This window comes from Alcaligenes sp. CHO6 (genome assembly GCF_037120595.1).
Classification (GTDB): Bacteria; Pseudomonadota; Gammaproteobacteria; order Burkholderiales; family Burkholderiaceae_B; genus Alcaligenes; species Alcaligenes ammonioxydans.
In genome coordinates, this window is sequence record NZ_JBANCI010000004.1 from 77,720 (window position 1) to 94,426 (window position 16,707).

At 59.0% G+C, this 16,707-nt stretch carries 18 protein-coding genes; 7 read left to right on the plus strand and 11 right to left on the minus strand.

Translation table 11 applies throughout. The annotated features are described in order from the left end of the window. Window positions 1-7: 7 nt before the first annotated feature. The 3 genes from V6936_RS14290 to thpR form a co-directional block, all read right to left on the minus strand. Window positions 8-682, minus strand: coding sequence for a DUF4286 family protein (locus V6936_RS14290; RefSeq protein ID WP_003804927.1), 675 nt, complete (start codon window positions 680-682; stop codon window positions 8-10). A gap of 197 nt (window positions 683-879) precedes the next feature. Further along, window positions 880-1,818: a LysR family transcriptional regulator gene (locus V6936_RS14295; protein ID WP_003804930.1), complete on the minus strand. Its 939-nt coding sequence runs from the start codon at window positions 1,816-1,818 to the stop codon at window positions 880-882. After that, window positions 1,815-2,414, minus strand: coding sequence for an RNA 2',3'-cyclic phosphodiesterase (gene thpR, locus V6936_RS14300; protein WP_059318444.1), 600 nt, complete (start codon window positions 2,412-2,414; stop codon window positions 1,815-1,817). The genes V6936_RS14295 and thpR overlap by 4 nt, the downstream gene beginning before the upstream one ends. Before the next feature lie 349 nt (window positions 2,415-2,763). Between thpR and V6936_RS14305 the strand changes: the two genes are divergently transcribed. Continuing rightward, complete coding sequence (locus tag V6936_RS14305; RefSeq protein ID WP_003804935.1) at window positions 2,764-3,012, plus strand: GlsB/YeaQ/YmgE family stress response membrane protein; 249 nt, start codon at window positions 2,764-2,766, stop codon at window positions 3,010-3,012. 239 nt (window positions 3,013-3,251) lie between these two features. Next, window positions 3,252-3,695 (plus strand): DUF488 domain-containing protein, encoded by a 444-nt coding sequence (locus V6936_RS14310; RefSeq protein WP_003804938.1) that lies wholly within the window; start codon window positions 3,252-3,254, stop codon window positions 3,693-3,695. 11 nt (window positions 3,696-3,706) lie between these two features. Here the strand turns inward: V6936_RS14310 and V6936_RS14315 are convergent, their stop codons facing one another. Genes V6936_RS14315 through V6936_RS14335 form a run of 5 tightly spaced genes read right to left on the minus strand, consistent with a single transcriptional unit; the run spans window position 3,707 to window position 8,686 of the window. Further along, complete coding sequence (locus V6936_RS14315) at window positions 3,707-5,155, minus strand: DUF3482 domain-containing protein (RefSeq protein ID WP_301606370.1); 1,449 nt, start codon at window positions 5,153-5,155, stop codon at window positions 3,707-3,709. After that, window positions 5,152-6,558 carry a DUF2868 domain-containing protein gene (locus V6936_RS14320; RefSeq protein ID WP_059318375.1) on the minus strand — a complete coding sequence of 469 codons (1,407 nt, stop codon included), beginning with the start codon at window positions 6,556-6,558 and terminating at the stop codon, window positions 5,152-5,154. Before V6936_RS14320 ends, V6936_RS14315 begins: the two co-directional genes overlap by 4 nt. A gap of 15 nt (window positions 6,559-6,573) precedes the next feature. Beyond that, window positions 6,574-7,071 carry a TPM domain-containing protein gene (locus V6936_RS14325; protein WP_003804945.1) on the minus strand — a complete coding sequence of 166 codons (498 nt, stop codon included), beginning with the start codon at window positions 7,069-7,071 and terminating at the stop codon, window positions 6,574-6,576. 17 nt (window positions 7,072-7,088) lie between these two features. Beyond that, entirely contained in the window at window positions 7,089-8,045 is a 957-nt protein-coding gene (locus V6936_RS14330; protein WP_003804947.1) for a TPM domain-containing protein, read from the minus strand. 20 nt (window positions 8,046-8,065) lie between these two features. Then, on the minus strand, window positions 8,066-8,686 hold the full coding sequence (locus V6936_RS14335) for a LemA family protein (RefSeq protein WP_003804948.1): 621 nt from the start codon (window positions 8,684-8,686) through the stop codon (window positions 8,066-8,068). A gap of 427 nt (window positions 8,687-9,113) precedes the next feature. Between V6936_RS14335 and V6936_RS14340 the strand changes: the two genes are divergently transcribed. From V6936_RS14340 to V6936_RS14355, 4 genes are all read left to right on the plus strand, one after another. Next, entirely contained in the window at window positions 9,114-10,577 is a 1,464-nt protein-coding gene (locus tag V6936_RS14340) for a DEAD/DEAH box helicase (protein ID WP_003804950.1), read from the plus strand. Between the two features lie 64 nt (window positions 10,578-10,641). Beyond that, entirely contained in the window at window positions 10,642-11,265 is a 624-nt protein-coding gene (locus V6936_RS14345; RefSeq protein ID WP_059318376.1) for a LysE family transporter, read from the plus strand. 97 nt (window positions 11,266-11,362) lie between these two features. Beyond that, window positions 11,363-12,976 carry a peptide chain release factor 3 gene (locus V6936_RS14350; RefSeq protein ID WP_003804953.1) on the plus strand — a complete coding sequence of 538 codons (1,614 nt, stop codon included), beginning with the start codon at window positions 11,363-11,365 and terminating at the stop codon, window positions 12,974-12,976. Between the two features lie 110 nt (window positions 12,977-13,086). After that, window positions 13,087-13,710 (plus strand): hypothetical protein, encoded by a 624-nt coding sequence (locus V6936_RS14355; protein ID WP_003804955.1) that lies wholly within the window; start codon window positions 13,087-13,089, stop codon window positions 13,708-13,710. A 150-nt stretch (window positions 13,711-13,860) separates the two neighbouring features. On the opposite strand, the gene bfr is transcribed toward V6936_RS14355, so the two are convergent. The 3 genes from bfr to V6936_RS14370 all read right to left on the minus strand — a co-directional run bounded on the left by bfr (window position 13,861) and on the right by V6936_RS14370 (window position 15,897). Next, complete coding sequence (gene bfr, locus V6936_RS14360) at window positions 13,861-14,340, minus strand: bacterioferritin (RefSeq protein WP_003804958.1); 480 nt, start codon at window positions 14,338-14,340, stop codon at window positions 13,861-13,863. 269 nt (window positions 14,341-14,609) lie between these two features. Continuing rightward, window positions 14,610-14,879 carry a (2Fe-2S)-binding protein gene (locus tag V6936_RS14365; RefSeq protein WP_039944052.1) on the minus strand — a complete coding sequence of 90 codons (270 nt, stop codon included), beginning with the start codon at window positions 14,877-14,879 and terminating at the stop codon, window positions 14,610-14,612. Window positions 14,880-15,012: 133 nt separating this feature from the next. Then, a complete protein-coding gene (locus V6936_RS14370; protein WP_003804961.1) occupies window positions 15,013-15,897 on the minus strand; it encodes a LysR family transcriptional regulator in 885 nt (294 codons plus the stop codon). 173 nt (window positions 15,898-16,070) lie between these two features. On the opposite strand from V6936_RS14370, the gene V6936_RS14375 reads away from it, so the two are divergent. After that, complete coding sequence (locus tag V6936_RS14375) at window positions 16,071-16,691, plus strand: isochorismatase family protein (RefSeq protein ID WP_003804962.1); 621 nt, start codon at window positions 16,071-16,073, stop codon at window positions 16,689-16,691. Window positions 16,692-16,707: the final 16 nt, after the last annotated feature.

A 16,707-nucleotide genomic window follows, 5' to 3' on the forward strand; every position in this document is an offset into this window, starting at 1 on the left:
AGCCGTCTTATGAACGGCTCGCATTCAGATCCCGTGACTGCAGATCCCACAACAAAGAAAACTCGGATACATCGTTCGTTGCCACGCCCAGATCCTGCTGCAAGCGGGCGGCCAAGACATGCGCAGCCTCCGGGGTGGTCAGATCCGCCACCAGATACGGGTCCAAACGACGCTGCTGCGTATCTTCGGACGGCAGGGGGGTCGAGAGCTCGGGATCAGGCGTGAGCACACGCAAGGCCACCAAACCATCCACCTGTTCCAGATAGGCCGCACTGTGACGGGCCAGGCTTTGCTGATGTGCACGTTCAGGCAGACGCACCAGCAAAACATGTGAGCCCGTACCGGCCCCGCCCAGCACGCTCACCGCCATCACGCGGCGCTGGGTATTGCTCATGCGCGCAAAGTTGGTATTGGACCAGTCTGTCTGCTGCTCAAATGCTTTTCGATATTCGGGGGTACCAAAGACCCGCAGGGACTCGGTGCGATACAGGGCCAGATACTTGCGCCCGACCCCTTGACGCACATAACGTCGCGACCATTGAAAGCCCGGTATGGCCGCACGCTCGGCCATGTGCTCGCGCTCATACCATTGATTGAAATCCCGCTCATGTTCCGGGGCGATATCTGTCCAGATGAACAACTCCCCCGGCGCATCACGATCCGTACGAAAAATAGCAGACACGACAGCCCTCCCGAATCAAAGTCATTGCACACGCTTTGTGGGAGTGTCCAACGGCTGCCGGGCAGAGACCAAACGGTTTATTTCAACCTGGAGCAATCGGAAAAAGCGATCAGTTCTAGCGAATGGCGCGAGATATAGCTTATCAAGCAAGCGCGGCGGTCGTACACCTGTACGGGCAAGGGGAAAACCCTCAAAGGCTAGATGGCAAAAACACGCGTGTCTGGCGGGGGTAAAGCCAGACCTGGATGCTCGGCAGCAAAATGATGCATGCGCTCCAGCGCTACCCCAATGACGGCCTGAGCCGTTTGCGTCAAGGGATCGGGTCGCCAACTGGCCACCAGACGCAAGTCCGGCAAGGCATGCTCACAGACGATTTCCTGATACAGCCCACTGTTGAGCTGACGACTGACCGCCGCCAGGGGCAAGGTCGCAATACTGGGTTGTGCCTCGATCAGTTGCATGCTGGCGGCAATGGAAGATACATAATGAATCCGGGCCTGATCTACCGGCAAGGGGTCAAGCAACTGCACCAAGGCCAGATGGGGCTGCGAGCCGCGAGGGAAGGTGACCAAGGGCCAGCGTTGGACCAACTCCTGCAAGCCACTACGGACCGGCATGCTCTCATCGGCCATGCACACCCAGCCCATACGCATCGACCCCATGGGCAGATTGCGTATGCCATCGCCCATGATGGGATCGGTCTGCAAGGCCACATCAATCGTGCCGCGTTTGAGCAGGTCATGAAGGCGCAACGTGGATTCAGCAGTCAGCTCAATTTCCAGTTCGGGATACAGGGCATGCAATTGGCGAATCAGGTCCTTGAACCAGGTATGCACAATGGACTCGACCACCCCCAGACGCACACGGCCGCTCAAGCGGCTGGAACCTGCCAGGGCCTCGCGCAGATCGTGCTCCATGCCCAGCATCTGCTCGGCGTACTGCATCAGTTTTCGCCCGGCGGGAGTCAAACGCAAATCCCGATGACCGCGCTCAAACAGGGTTTTCTGAAACTCGCTCTCCAGGGCTGCAATCCGTCCCGACACCGCAGCCTGCGTCAAATGCTGCTTGTTCGCGGCCGCCCGAAAACTGCCCAAGCGAGCAATCCAGATGAAAGTTTCCAAAAAACGAATATTCATGCACCTGTCCTTTCTGAGCCCATCATGGCGGCAAGATGATATTGGCTCCGCTGTTCACAGGGAACGGACACAATCAAGCCAGCACCATCACCGACAAAAGCCTGGGGCGACAACCTATGGCCATGCGCTCGGCCCGCCACAATCTGCGCATGCCGCAGCAAGGACACGTGCGGTCGAAAAGGGCGCGGAGGCTGTGTCCAGCCCAGCCCGGTCAAGCTGGACCAGATTGCCTCATGCCACTGTTGCAGGGCATCCAGAGCCTGCTTTTGCGAGTCGTCAGGACCGGCCCACACCACCCTGGGCTTTTCAAACACATCCCGTACGGTCAGATCCAGCTTGATATCCGGCACCGTCCATCCAGCCATTCGTGTCGCCAAGGACTGCAGCGCCGACACGGGGCTGCTATCGAGAAAAGCCAGGGTTAAGTGAAAGTGATCAGACTGCATCATCCGTCCACCATACAGGGCCTGGGCCTGACGGGCCTGTTCGGCCAGCCAGGCCCGGGTTTGCGCATCGGGCCACCAGCCGATGAACGCACGCATAGCGTGTTCGGCATCGCACTGCTTCAGGTCCAGAATGGGCAAGGGAATCGTCATCAGCACACCCTCAAACAAGGCAGGTTAAACAAGAACGGGCAGGCTCAGGCCCCCCCTCAGTGACAGCGCACACCTCTCGCTTTACCCCATCGTAGCGCTGTCCGCGCAAAATTCCGGTGAAAGCCCACCGACAGCCAGAGTCACGGGCAAAGGGAAATAGCCGGTTCTTCGCAAGGCTGCGCGACATTCGCACACTAGCAGCAGCCCGGATAAGGATCATCCATTTACAAAGCCTGACGTTTTTAACGGTTTCAGATACGCAAAACGATAGACGTGCAAAAACTCCCTACCTAAGATAGACCCAGCGGTCTGAACCTATGACCGGCAAACACAGAACAGGAGTAGAACGATGGGTATTATCTCCATGATTGTTGTGGGCTTTATCGTAGGTTTGCTGGCGCGGGCGATCATGCCTGGCGACCAGAAGATGGGATGGATAATGACGTCCATCCTGGGGATTGTCGGCGCATTTGTAGCCGGCTATCTGGGTCAAGCCATGGGCTGGTACGTCCCCGGCGAAGGCGCTGGCTGGATCGGTTCCATCGTGGGTGCCATCATCGTCCTGTTTATCTACGGCCTGGTCAGTAAGAAGGCGTAAAGCGCCACACGTACCCCCCAACACTGCAGCAGCCTTGACGGCCAGGTGGTTGAGACCTGAACCTCACCCTCGCACGGAAACGGGCTACACAAGTCCGGGAAGCTGCTGCAGCTTGCTGCTTGCCTTTAGCAGCCGCATTCACCGCCGCCTGTTACTGCGGCGGCCCCGACGCACAGAAGCAGAAAACGACCAGCCATCGCGACTGAGCGCCAGGACACCCGACGTTCCCGGAGCCTGTCATGCCTTACATCATCACCTTGAATCGCGTTTACGATGCCATCCATGCGTCTTCCGGCAAGGCTGCCCGTGTCCTGACAGACCGCCTCTGGCCACGCGGCCTGCGCAAAGAAGCGTTGGGCGATATCCAGTGGCTGCACGAAGCCAGCCCCACACCGGAGTTGCGCAAGGGTCTTCATAAGGGCGACATTTCCCCTGAGCAATTTCAGCGCCGCTATCAACAACAGTTGGAGCAGGACCCCGACGCCTTGCTGCCCTTGATGACGCTGGCCCGCAAAGGCGAACTGCAATTGCTAAGCGCCGCCCATGACCCACACACCTCGTATTTGACGGTGCTAAAACAGGCCGTGCTCAACGCATTGGCCAACGAGGATCGCATCCATGACGCAAGGGAACCCAGCTCGCCGGTCTGTTATGCCCACTTGCCACGCGAGGAAAAGGAATAAACCCGACTGCGTTATCGCTGTGTCTGCCCAACCGAGCTGGCCCCTGGCGCATTGCGCGCTCCCAGCAAGTGCTTGACCAGGCTCTGCACACAGGCTTCACGCCGCGAATCCGGCGCGTAGTCATTGCGCAAGGCGGACCAGGTCGGATGAATCCGAGCCTGCGCCAACTCCTCAGGCAGGCTTTGCGCACGCCAGACATTCAATTCCCGCTGCAAGGCCTGATCGAAATCCTCAGCATCAATTTCGCCCAGCCGAATAGGCGTTTGCGCCGCGTGACCGCGCCGCTCCAGAGCCGCAATCAAACTGAGCTGGCGCACCGCTAACAGGCGCAGCACCGCGTCATCCACACTTAACTCGGTCTCGCCTCGCAGCCTGCCCATCAAGCGCTGGCCCCACTTGTCCGCGCCTTGCCACAAACCGCCGGCCAGTGCGCCCAGAACCGTTCCCGTTCCCAGACTCAAGCCACCAGTCATCACATCCAGTGTCGCACCGGCCATGGCGCCAGCCGCCACGCCCTTACCCAACTGCACCCCAAACTCTTTCAAGGCCTGGGGATCAAACAAATCCATACCCCAACGGCCTCCCTCAAAATGCAGCAGATCTGCCACCACATCCTGACGGCCAAAGCTGTAGCGTCTGAGCAAAGCCTGAACACTCTTGGCCTCGCGTGCCAGGACCGGCTCCCGTAACTGCTGCACCGCCAAGGTCATGGATTCCTTGTCCGAGGGCGTACTCACTCGCCAGGCGGCCACATCAATCAGCAACTCTGCCAACAGCCGCAGGGCATCCCGACGCCGCAAGGCCGCCTGCTGGGCCAAATCCATTTTCAGATGTTGCAACACCCCGGCCTGCGTCTCCAGCAATACCGCCAGCTTGTCGTACAGCAACGCTTCGCCATCCAGCGCTGGCGCTACCGTATCGAACTCTGCCAAGGCATGCAGGCCCAAGCGGGCCAAAGCACTACGCCATTCCTGCACCCGAGCCTGCGGGCTGCGCACGAAGTTCAGAACAGGCAGCAAAGGCCGCCCGCTATAGGCGAGCAGCGTCAGCTCATCTTTATGCTTGCTCAGCACAGGATCGCGTGCATCCACCACGTATAAACCGGCATCACAGGACTGCAACTTACGCAGCACGCGAGCCTCTTGTTCAAAGCGTCCCTGCGCCGCGGGGGACTCCAGAAAGCGCCGAATCCGTTCCGGCCCATCAATACGCTCCCCAGGCTGGCTCAGCTGATCCATAAAGTCCAGCAAAGCCATGCTGTCTTCCAGGCCGGGGGTATCAAACAGCTCTACCAGAGCCTCGTCGTCCACCGTCAGCCGGGCTCCTTCTACATGCCGTGTGGTGCCGGGACTGTTGCTGACCTGACCAAAAGCGGCGTCCCGGGTCAGGGTGCGCAACAAGGAGGTCTTGCCGGTATTGGTATGGCCCACCACCGCCAGCGTCAAAGCCGCAGCATTCATGAAGGCTCCTTCAAAGGCCGGTCAGGCCATTGATCGTGTATCTGTCCCGGCGCAAAACCGGCCGCCACCAAGCGTTCATGCCAGCTGCGACGGCGTGCCTGCTCAGGATCGGCCAAGGCCTCATCCAGCAAAATGACATCGGACTGCTGGGCCAACTGCGCCCATTCCACCAAGGTGGCGACCACACCCCGATCCGGGGTCTGGGCAGCGTCACACACCATCAACAAATGACGAGGGCTCGCTGACTGCAGGCGGCCCAAAATGGCCAGACGCTCGGCCCGTGAATCCACGCGACCCAGATCCTGCATGTCCTCCTGGATAAAGGCAGGCGGCCAACGGTGTTCGGGCGGCAACTCCAGCCCCACCACACACAGAGCATGAGCCGCTAAAAGAGCGCCGGGCTCATTGTGAATCCGGGCGACTTTGTCGGGCGAGGCCAGTTCGTCTACGCCCGTAGGCTCACTGACAGGCATCAGGCGCGGGCGCAATTCCGCCAGACCCGGCAAACTGTCGTCCAAGCTCAGTCGCGCCGTGTGTGTACGCCATTGCCACAGGCTCCAGGCCAGGGCCAGCACACGAGGCAGCAGGCCATACGTGACCACCACACCCAGCAACCAGCTGGACCAAAGGGCCTGAGCCTGGGCATCCAGCATGTGCAAGCCATCGCTGCTACGTATGGTGAGGGTATCGGGCAAGGTAAAGCCCAACAAGGACGGCAGGACGCCCAGGCCTTCAACCAGCCAGACAAAGGTATCTGGCGTCAAAAGCGTGGTTTCCCAGTTGAAGTGATAGCGACGCGAAGCCAGCAATAACAGCAGGGTGCTCAGGGCCGACAGGAAGGCCAACACCCACAAACCATGGCTGATCAATCCCGCCAGCCAGAACTGAGTGCCACGGCGCGCCAACACGGCGGCAAAAGCCTGCGGCACCAGACTGGCCTCGCCTTTGACGAAGCGGCGACTCAGCCACCACCACAGATCGCCAGCCCAACTGCCAGCGCCGGTCGTTTTCCCCGACAAGGCCAGACTGAGCAACCAGAAAATAAAAGTCAGAACATGCAGTCCCAACAAGGCTCCTACGGCCGTGACCACATTAACGGCACGACGGCCATCGCCCAAGGCACCGGCTGCGGTCGCAGCACCGGCCAACACCGCCAGCACGGCCATCGCGACCATCAGAAGACGCGCCACGCGCCACCAGCGACTCCAGGCCTGCTCCAACCCGTCACGTTGAGCCAGAGCCAGGGCTCGCGCCGTTACGCGTCGAGCAAATGAGCCACCCGCCGCCCGTGCACGTCGCGACTCCGAGAGGTCTTCAAGAGGCCCCCACAGGGTCTCACGCAAACGTATGGCTTCAACCAAGGTTTGTTGCTGCCAGGAGCCGACAGGGGCAGACGGTTTCATGGCCCTGGGCCCCCTTTACAGCAGCACAGGTTCATCAGGCAAGGCATTGACGCGCGCATCATTCGGATCATGCGCCGGCGCGCCTTGCTGCAACACCGCCTCAATCGCCTCCACCGCCGTCAGCAAGCCAGACAGATATTCGCGGGCCGCCAGATCCTTTTCCAACTCTCGGCAGATCCGCGCCCACTGGGCCGGGTCGGCCTGGATGCCACGATCCGCAATGATGTGGATATGCCGCTGCCCCAGAGCCAGATACAACAGGACACCGGAATTGAGCGGCGTATCCCATACACGCAAACGACCGAACACCTCCAGGGCTCGTTGGGCACTGTCCGCTTCGTGCGCCGGCAGGACGGCCTCGATCGCCACCACCAGCTCGCCACTATGGTTCTGTTCACCCTTGCGAATCTGTTCAGCCAGATGGCCCAGCATTTCCGCGTTGAAATGACGTCGGCGCAGCCATTGGCCGTGCACCGATGCCCAGCCCGACAACTCTTTCCAGTTCACACTCATGTTGCTCCCCTGTGGCCTTACCAGCTACCGGAGGCGCCACCGCCTCCACTGCCGCCACCACCACCGCCGCTGCCACCGCCAAAGCCGCCAAAACCCCCACCGCTGCTGCCGCCATTGCCGCCAAAACCGCCCGAGGAATAACCGCCCAGGCCTCCAATGACGCCGCCACGACGCGAAGCACGCCCGGAGCTGGACTTGCCGCCTGCCCCAAAGAGTCGGCCAATCATGCTCAAACCCGCACCAACGACGGCGGCCAGCAAAGCCAGACCAATACTGCCCGATACCACCAGCGTGAACACCCCCGCGGCAAAGGCCGCAAACAAGGGCGAAGCAAAAAACACGATCGCGCCGACGGCCAGCAAAGGCTCCCAGAACACCCCATCTTCCCCGGACGAAGTGACAGGGGCATTTTTAGGGGGCGGGGGCAGTTCCTCGCCGTTGACCAGCCCCACCAAACTATCCGTCGCAGCCTGAATGCCGGCGTAGAAATTGCCTTCGATAAAGCGAGGGGTCATTTGTTCTCGGATGATGCGGCCAGCCTGCAGGTCTGTCACCGCGCCTTCCAGACCATAGCCAGTCTGGATACGCATGCGACGATCATCCTTGGCCACCAGCAGCAAGATGCCATCGTCCACTTTCTTGCGACCGATCTCCCACTGATCAAAAACACGCAGGGCGTATTGCTCGATCGTTTCTTCACCCGTGGTGGGCACCATCAGGATCACCACCTGTGCGCCTTTTTCCTGCTCCACAGCCTTGAGCTGCTGGTTCAGGGCCTCTTTCTGCTCCGCGCTCAGGGTGCCGGTGGTGTCCGTCACCCAACCGGCAATGGCGGGAATCGGCTCGGGTTTGGCCTGCGCCTGGCCCCACGGCCAGCACAACATCAGCAAAACCGTCAGCAGACAGACCCAAACCAGCCTGCCTGTCCGTACAGACCCAAGCCCGGTCGTCGGTGCAAGATCGGACACCTTCATGGCACCCCCTCCAGAGTCACTCAATACCCGGCAGGAGCCGGTGTCGCAGGAATATCAAATTTGACTTCGGGGTCACGCGTGATTTCGCTCTGACGATCCACCCCGTAGTTTTCCTTGACCTTGTAGCCAAACAGCTTGGCGGTAATCAGGGTAGGGAACTGGCGAATGTACAGGTTGTATTCCTGCACTGCCTGCACGTAACGACCGCGCTCGGTGGCGATACGGTTTTCCGTGCCTTCCAGCTGCGTCATCAAATCACGAAACAGCCCGTCGCTTTTGAGCTGCGGATAGTTTTCCGAGACCGCGATCAGGCGCGACAAGGCTGAGGACAACTGGTTCTGTGCTTCCTGAAAGCGCGCCATGACCTCGGGATTATCAATATCCTCGACTTTCATCTGTATGGTGCCCACCTTGGCGCGCGCCTCGGTAACCTGCGTGAGTACCGTGCGCTCATTGACCATATAGGCATTGACCGAGCTGACCAGCTTGGGCACCAGCTCGGCTCGGCGCTCGTATTGATTCAAGGTTTGCGACCACGCGGCCTTGACCTGCTCGTCCAGCCGCTGGATCTCGTTATACCCACAACCCGACAGCAAGACCGCCATGCTGCTGATAAAGACCCATCGAATCCATGATGTCATGATTTTTTTCCTGCAAAAATAAGCAGATAAACAACAAAAACAGGTTACACCCCATTTGCCAGGACACGTGCCCAAACTCGTCAGGCAGTGCGTGCACGCCAAGCGTAAACCGCGTACTGCAGCATAACAAGTGCGTCTATGGCGGTGCTTAACAATTTCTGTCAAATCCGCCGTGCCCGCCACGCTGACCTTTTAGCCTTGAAACAGGTTGTTTTAACGCGACCGCGCAAAATGATACAAGATGGTCAATGAGGATTTTTACTGATTTCACGCTATAATGTCAGATTGCGCAGCGCACCAATCACTGCGCCTCTTGCAGCAGGCGGCGTTCTTGTCCCTGCCGTGGCATTGTCGCCATAAACAAAATACCTTAGCCTGGATTGGTAGGGCCCCGAAGAGGGCTTTTGGGCTAGTCACTGGAAAATTCTTGGACTCTCAAATCACTTTTGCCGCCCTTGGGCTGGCAGAACCTCTGTTGCGTGCTGTAACTGACGCAGGCTATACCCACCCCACTCCTATTCAGGCCCAGGCCATCCCCAAGGTCATTGAAGGGGGCGACTTGCTAGCCGCTGCGCAAACCGGTACTGGCAAAACGGCCGGCTTTACCCTGCCTATCCTGCACCGCCTGCTGAACAACCCTCAGCAAAACCGCAAGCCCGGCCGCCCACGCGCGCTGATTCTTGCCCCAACCCGTGAACTGGCCGCCCAGGTCGAGGAATCGGTCCGTCTGTACAGCCAGCACACCCGTCTGCGCTCGATGGTCATGTTTGGTGGCGTGAACATCAACCCCCAGTTCCATGCCCTGCGCAAACCGCTGGACATTCTGGTGGCCACCCCTGGCCGTTTGCTGGACCACGTGCGTCAGCGCACGGTCGATCTGACCGGCGTGGAAATCCTGGTGCTGGACGAAGCCGACCGCATGCTGGACATGGGCTTTATCCGCGATATCCGCAAGATCATCAGCCTGATGCCGGTAGAGCGCCAGACCCTGCTGTTTTCGGCCACCTTCTCGGACGAAATCCGCGAACTGGCCCGCGGTTCGCTCAACAACCCTGACGAAGTGGCCGTTGCTGCCCGCAACACCACCAACGAACTGATTACCCAGCAAGTGATTCTGGCGGAACAGGCGCACAAGCGCGATCTGCTCAGCCACATCATCCGCGAAAGCAGCTGGAATCAGGTTCTGGTGTTCTGCCGCACCAAACACGGCGCTAACCGTCTGGCTGAAAAACTGTCGAAAGACGGCATGGCCGCCGAAGCCCTGCACGGCAACAAGAGCCAGGCGGCTCGTACCCGTGCTCTGGCAGGTTTCAAAAATGGCAAGGTCGTGGTGCTGGTTGCCACTGACATTGCCGCGCGTGGTCTGGACATTGACCAACTGCCTTACGTGGTCAACTTCGAGTTGCCCAACGTGCCGGAAGATTACGTTCACCGTATTGGCCGTACGGGCCGTGCCGGCAGCGAAGGCGTGGCCTTGTCCTTGGTGGATCGCAGCGAAATGCGCCTGCTCAAGCAGATCGAGCGCATGACCCGCAATCCGATCGACCGCATCGTGGTGGAAGGCTGGACGCCTCCTTCGCGCGCTGCTCTGGCCGAAGAAGCCAAGGAAGACACGTACGCAGAGCGTCGCTTCAACAGCGCTCCTGGCGCTCGTGCTCCTGCTGCCCGTCGTCCCAACGGTGCTGGCCAAGCCCGCTCCGCTGAAGGCCGCGGCGGCAATGGTGAAAGCCGTCCGCGCCGGCCTGGCAACGACAACCGCCCACGTCGCAGCGCCGCCCCCGGTGCAGCCGGTGGTGGTGCGGCCCGTGCCGGTCAGGGTCGCCCTGGTGGCCGTCAGGACAGCCGCGGTCCCAACCGCAGCAACCGTAGCGCCGCACAAGCCAAAGCCTAAACTCCGCCAAGGGACTGTGCCTGCCAAAGGCGGGCGCAGTGCCCGCCTTTGAACCGAGCACATCATGGCACTGAGCACCTGGCTCGCCTTTTTCGCGGCTTCCTGGGTCATTTCGTTTTCACCTGGCCCAGGTGCGATTTCCTCCATGTCATCCGGCCTGAAATACGGCTTCAAGCGTGGCTACTGGATGGCGATCGGCCTGAATATCGGCATCATGATTCAGGTGTTCATCATCAGCCTGGGATTGGGACAAGTTCTGGCGCGCTCGGAACTGGCGTTCACCACGCTCAAGTGGCTGGGCGCAGCCTACCTGATTTATCTGGGCTGGAAGCAACTGCGCACCGACGCCATGCCGGTACAAGTCACCGGTCAGGCGCCCAGCGACTTTCGCATCCGCGATTTGCTGCTTCGGGGTTGTCTGATCAACATCACCAACCCCAAGGGTCTGGTATTTCTGCTGGCCATCATGCCCCAGTTTCTGGACGTGAATCGGCCGATGCCATTGCAATACCTGCTCATTGCCCTGACCCTGTGCTTTACGGATCTGGTGGCCATGGGTTGCTACACCTCCTTGGCGGCACGCATGTTGCATGTGCTTCGTCAGGCCAGCCACGTCCGGCTGCTGAACCGCGTGTTCGGTTCGCTATTTATTCTGGCAGGAACGGTATTGGCCAGCGTGTCACGTTAGCCTCGTGCGCGCCTGCGCTTGCCCCCAGGCCCTGCTTTACGGATAATTCGCTCACTGTTTTCCACGCGCCAGACTGGCGCTGCCACAAGGATTTTCAATGTCGTCCGGTGACATACGCTCTGAAGTCAAGAAACGCCGCACTTTTGCCATTATTTCTCACCCTGACGCGGGTAAGACCACACTGACTGAAAAACTGCTGCTGTTCGCGGGCGCGATTCAGATTGCCGGTAGCGTCAAGGCTCGTAAAGCCAGCCGCCACGCTTCCTCGGACTGGATGGAAATTGAAAAGCAACGGGGTATCTCGGTGGCCTCCTCGGTCATGCAGATGGAATACCGCGACTGCGTCATCAACTTGCTGGACACCCCCGGTCACCAGGACTTCTCCGAAGACACCTACCGGGTGCTGACCGCCGTGGACGCTGCCTTGATGGTCATTGACGCCGCCAACGGTGTGGAACCGCAAACCATTCGCCTTTTGCAAGTGTGCCGGGCCCGCAATACGCCCATCATCACCTTTGTGAACAAGCTGGACCGCGAAGTTCAAGAGCCACTGGATGTCCTGTCGGAAATTGAATCGCACCTGGGTATGGAAGTGGTGCCGTTTTCCTGGCCGATCGGGATGGCGCGTCGCTTTGGCGGCGTGTTCAATCTGCGCGCCAACCATATGCGTGTGTTCAAGCCCGGTCAGGAGCGTCATGGCGAGGATGAGATCATCCCTGGCCTGGACAACCCTGTGATTGCCGAGCGCTTTGGCGAGCCATTTGAAAAAGCGCAGGAAGAGATCGAACTGCTGAATGCAGCAGCGCCCGAGTTCAACCTGGACTTGTTCCTGGCAGGCAAGCAAACCCCGGTATTCTTTGGTTCGGCCATCAACAACTTTGGCGTGCAAGAAGTATTGGACGCGCTGGTGGATCTGGCTCCTGCGCCGGGCCCACGCGCTGCCCTGCAACGCGAAGTGCAGCCCGACGAGCCCAAATTCAGTGGTGTGGTCTTCAAGGTGCAAGCCAATATGGACCCCGCTCACCGCGACCGCGTCGCCTTTGTTCGTGTCAGCTCCGGGCACTTCAAGCGTGGCATGAAACTGAAAGTATCACGTACCGGCAAAGAGATTCGCCCCAATAACGTGGTGTCCTTTCTATCCCAGCGTCGCGAGCTATTGGACGATGCGTTTGCAGGCGACATCATCGGTGTGCCCAACCACGGCATTCTGCAACTGGGCGACGTGCTGACCGAAGGCGAAAATCTGCAGTTTACCGGCCTGCCGTTCTTTGCCCCTGAACTCTTTCAATCCATTGAGGTCAAAGATCCTTTACGCACCAAACAATTGCGTACCGGCTTGACCCAGCTGGGCGAAGAAGGCGCCATTCAAGTGTTTCGCCCCCATATGGCAGGCGGCATGATGCTCTTGGGCGCCGTGGGCCAGTTGCAGTTTGAAGTGGTGGCCCATCGTCTGAAAACAGAATATGGCGTGGAAGCCCGCCTGTCCTCCAGCCGCTTCAACATGGCACGCTGGGTCACGGCCAAAGACCCTAAAGACATGAAGAAGTTCATCGAGACCAACGCTGGCAATATTGCCTATGACGTGGTCGAGGCCACTGCCTTTTTAGCAAGCTCGCCAGCGCAATTGCGTGTGGCGCAGGAGCTCAATCCAGGCATTGAATTCCACGCATTACGTGAACATGGTGGACACGTTTTCGGGGATGCCGTCTAATTCTGTCACAAGAGCAGAGCCGACAGTTCGCTACAATGACGGCTCTATTCTTTTAATAACGCGCATCCGGCTGACCGGATCGCCCCTGATTCAAAACCGAGACATCGCTTATGCCCTGGCGTTTTATCATTGCTGTCTTGCTGCTGGCCGCAGGTGCTTCAGTGTGGGGCGGCCTGGAACTGGGGAACTGGCTCATCGCGCACGGCCCTGAAAAATCCATGGTCGTCAGTGCACCTGATCCATCCGATCTGCCTACGCTTGATGCCGATGGAAAGCCCTTTACCGCCCAGCCGCCACAACCTTTGGTCAATGGCCGCTTAGGGGTACCCGAGGAGCCCACGCCTATTGCCTGGGAAATCGATACCTCGACGCTTACCGAAGAAAAACCGCCCATTGCGCTGGCGACCACATCCATTTCCCTGGAGCAGGCCATTCAGATTGCCATGTCCGAGCAGAATCGGGAGCTGCAGGGAATCGCCCGGGTGAACCTGGGTGATGCCGAGGCGATTCAGCCGGTGGAGGTTGGCACCCCCCCGCCACCCCCACCACAAGATATTCAGATTGCCAGCAATAACGGCGGGGCCTGGCAGGCACAATTGCAGCAAGAGTTGAATGCCTGTAGCAAAAAAGGCTTTTTCGATCGCCCCAGCTGCTCCTGGGAAGCCCGGAACAAGTACTGTGGTCCCAACAATGCCTGGGGCAAGGTGCCCGGCTGTCCGAGCAAGTCCTTTTAAGGACACGCTGATCGCTGACGGCTGCTGGCTATTACGACCAGCGCGCCCCGACGCTCCAGGTTCAAGACCGACTCCGGCTCCTGAAACGGCAATAAAAAAGCACCCGTCAAAACGGGTGCTTTTTTTGTGGCCTGCGCGTTCAGCACAGACTTACTCGTCGTGATCGCCCATCTGCGATTGCAGGTAGTTTTGCAGACCCACTTTCTCGATCAGTTCCAACTGCGTGCCCAGCCAGTCAATGTGTTCCTCGGTGTCGTCCAGAATCTTCAAAAATAGATCACGAGAGACATAGTCACGCGCGGACTCACAGTACTCAATGGCTTCTACCACCGTCTGACGCGCTGTCTGTTCCAGCTTCAAGTCACAGCCAAGCACTTCAGGCACGTTCTCGCCGATCATGATCTTGTGCATATCCTGCAGGTTAGGCAGGCCATCGAGCATAAAGATACGTTCGATCAGCATATCGGCATGTTTCATCTCGCCGATGGATTCGTCATACTCGTGTTTGCCCAGCTTGTTAAAGCCCCAATGGTTCAACATGCGAGCGTGCAAGAAGTATTGATTAATCGCTGTCAGCTCGTTCTTTAACTGCTTGTTCAAATGCTGAATTACCACTTTATCGCCAAACATGCTGTTCTCCTGTAAATCTGACGGCGCTCCCCCCAAGGACGCGCCGAGCCCCCACACAAGACCTCACTGCCGCTATCACAAGCAGGTGCGACGCAGTCAAAACCGGGGTGGGGGATGAAGGTGACAGGCTACCATGCACTCGAGGGCAATGGCTTAAAAAAGGGACAAGCACCCAGAAAGCGTTGCACTTTTGGGTTAGTAACAGGACTAACAACAATCATTCCCACTACGAAGAGTGGGAAGCGACAATCCTGATAGAAATCACGCGCTTAAGCGCGACAGACAAGGCGGCCGAACTCGGGAACAGGGATCAGGCTGTCGTTGGCAGCCGAATCCACCCGGGCGGTTTCGAGGCTGGCAATCATGGCTTGATTGGCATAGCGCCCACCCGGTAAATAGTCCTGAGCCGTCTCCGCGCAGCAGCCACAGCACGACGCCACGCCCAGCTGACCTTGAAGGTCTGCCAGACTGGAAGCGCCGCCTCGTACTGCTTCTTGTACTTGACGCTCGGTGATTGCGTTACATATGCAGATAAACATGAGAACCATTATTATCAAGAACCGCAAAAAGATCAAGAGTCATTCTCATTAAGAACACCTGAACGTTCTGTGCCTCCTGGGAACGGCCTGCTACCGGGCAGTGCCCACCGGACTCAAGGCGGGAAAAAACGCATCAATTTTGCAACAGGTGGTCCATCAGCAGGCGGGCAGCAGGGGACAGGCTATAGCGGCTGCGTACGCACAAGGCGACCCGGCGGCGCGTCCACGGCTCCCGAATGACGCACATGGCCAGACCCAGACTCTGCACGTAGGATTCGGCCACGGAACGAGGCAGTACGCCAATGCCCAGGCCGGCCTCAATCATGCGGCACTGAGCGTCATAACTGGTGACCTGGACGCGGCAACGCCAGGTACGTTCCAGCTCGCTGGCCGCGCGCAAGAGCAAAAGATTGGGATGACTACCGGTGTGCATGCCGACATAGTCAAAATCCAGTGTGTCGGCAAAGGCCAGCTCGGGCCGGTCGGCCAAGGGATGGCGGGCAGGCACCAGCAGAACCAGCTCATCCTGCCGATAATCGTAATACTCCACCTCGGCGCTGCCCACGCCTCGAATCAAAACCCCCAGATCGGCGTTATTGTCCGCCACCGCCTGCGCCACCCCGGCACTGATCCGCTCCTCCAGGGATACCCGCACTTTGGGATGGCGTGCCATGAAAGAGCTCAGGGCTTGCGGCAAGAACTGCGTAATCGACGACAGATTCGCTGCAATCCGCACATGCCCGGTCGCCCCCCCGGCAAAATCTCGCATTAACGCGCCCATGGCGTCCATATCGTCCAGCAACCGCTGGGACATGGCGGCCAGCGATTTACCCGCCGCGGTGGGATAGACACCCTTGTTGCTGCGCTCGATCAGGGCGGCGCCCAACTGCTGTTCCAGATCGCTCAGACGTTTGCTGACGGCAGCAGGGGCAATGTGAGACTGCTCGGCAGCCCCCGAAATGGTGCCCCGTTCGAGCACCAGTAAAAACAGCCGCAAAGATTTGGGATCAATGTTCATAAGCCAGTATTCCATCCTAGGAGAGGCAGGCCGACAAGCGCTCTACCATCATCAATCGCGATAGCACCATCGCAATTTGACGCTGTACTCACACCAATAGCGATGACAGACTAGGTCAATAATACGGAACCTGATTATCCAAGTCAGAGAAATAAAGTGAGGGGACAGACACGATGCGCGACAGCGACAATCTGAAAGGGGGCTTTGATGGCACCCTGCCCATGGGGCACCAGCCGGTTTTACTCGTTATCGATTTTCAACGTGGCTTTACCGAGCCCGGCTTGACGCCGCTGGCCTCGGACTGTGACAGCCAGATCGAACAGACCAACCGCTTGATTGGCGCCATGCGCGGCAAAGGCCGCGTGATATTCACCATCATCGGCTATGAAACCCACCTGGCCGACGCCAATCTGTGGCTCAGCAAGGCCTCGTCCTTGCGCTGCCTGCTGCGTGATTCGCCAGCCTGTGAGCTGGACCCCCGACTGGACTACGACCCCCAGCAAGACATCATCCTGCACAAAACACAGGCCTCCGCCTTTTACGGCACCCCGTTGTCCGCCCTGCTGGCCCATCAAGGCTGCGACATGCTGATAGTGGCAGGTGCGACGACCAGCGGTTGCGTGCGCGCCAGTGTGGTGGACAGCCTGCAGTCAGGATTTGCCCCGTTCGTGGCTGAAGATGCGGTAGCGGACCGCTCGGCAGCCCAACACCGCAGCAATCTGATCGACATGGCCAGCAAATACGCCGAAGTGCTGCCCTCTGCAGGCTTGATCGCTCATCTGCACACGCTTTAAACACGAAACAAAAAAG